Consider the following 788-nt stretch of genomic DNA (forward strand, 5'->3'; position numbering starts at 1 on the left):
CAGTATATCGAATCCCAAAGAACTCCCAACTAAAGGCAAACTTGCCAAGCTAGGGGCGCCTTATATCCTCCCCCTGAAGGGAGAGGTTTTACGGCGCGCTTGATAAAAGGGCGTGTCCTTGAGCCCATGCCGACTGATGAGCCCGAACAGGTCCGGAAGGTTGTGCATGCGCTGTCTCCCTCGCGAAATTGCGTGTACAGGTTCACATAGCCCTTGATGACACTTCAGGGCAAGCGGGGAAAACTCGAAGGCCCCAAAAATGTCCGTGACCTTTGGGCCAACACTCCAGTATAATCTATAACATGACCTGTGCCTGTGGTTTGTGACCTCTTTGCATGTCATTGCAGTACAAGGACCCGAGCAAGAAAAAAGGGCCCCGCCAAACAGCGAGACCCCGGTGCCCGGACGTTCCGGGCCTAACGAAAAGGGAAGGACTAGAGCGGTTTCTGAATGAAAGTTTTCATTCTAGACGGCATATCCAGCCTCACGGTACCAGCCTCTGATGTCGGATAGGGTCACCGCATCAAGGGCCTTGTTGATAGCCGACTCCAGGGCATCTGTCGTCCTTGCCTTGATGCCTCGGAGAAAAGATTTCACCTTACTCCACAATTTTTCAATTGGGTTTAAGTCTGGGCTATAGGGAGGAAGATAAATTAGATTAACCCCTCTATTTTTACATAGTTTGGTTATTAATTCCGATTTATGAGAACTTAAGTTATCTAATACTAGTGTATGTCCTGGTTTAATACTTGGAAGAATAAATTTTTCGAGACACTTTTCAAAAGTTA

Annotated in this window: 1 protein-coding gene; it reads right to left on the bottom strand. The window is 47.7% G+C overall.

The features are described 5' to 3' along the window. Window positions 1-465: 465 nt before the first annotated feature. Window positions 466-788: transposase (locus tag B5F76_RS14325; protein WP_204218452.1), on the bottom strand; the 323-nt coding region annotated here is incomplete at its 5' end.

Source organism: Desulfovibrio sp. An276 (assembly GCF_002159665.1).
GTDB classification, from domain to species: domain Bacteria; phylum Desulfobacterota; class Desulfovibrionia; order Desulfovibrionales; family Desulfovibrionaceae; genus Desulfovibrio; species Desulfovibrio faecigallinarum.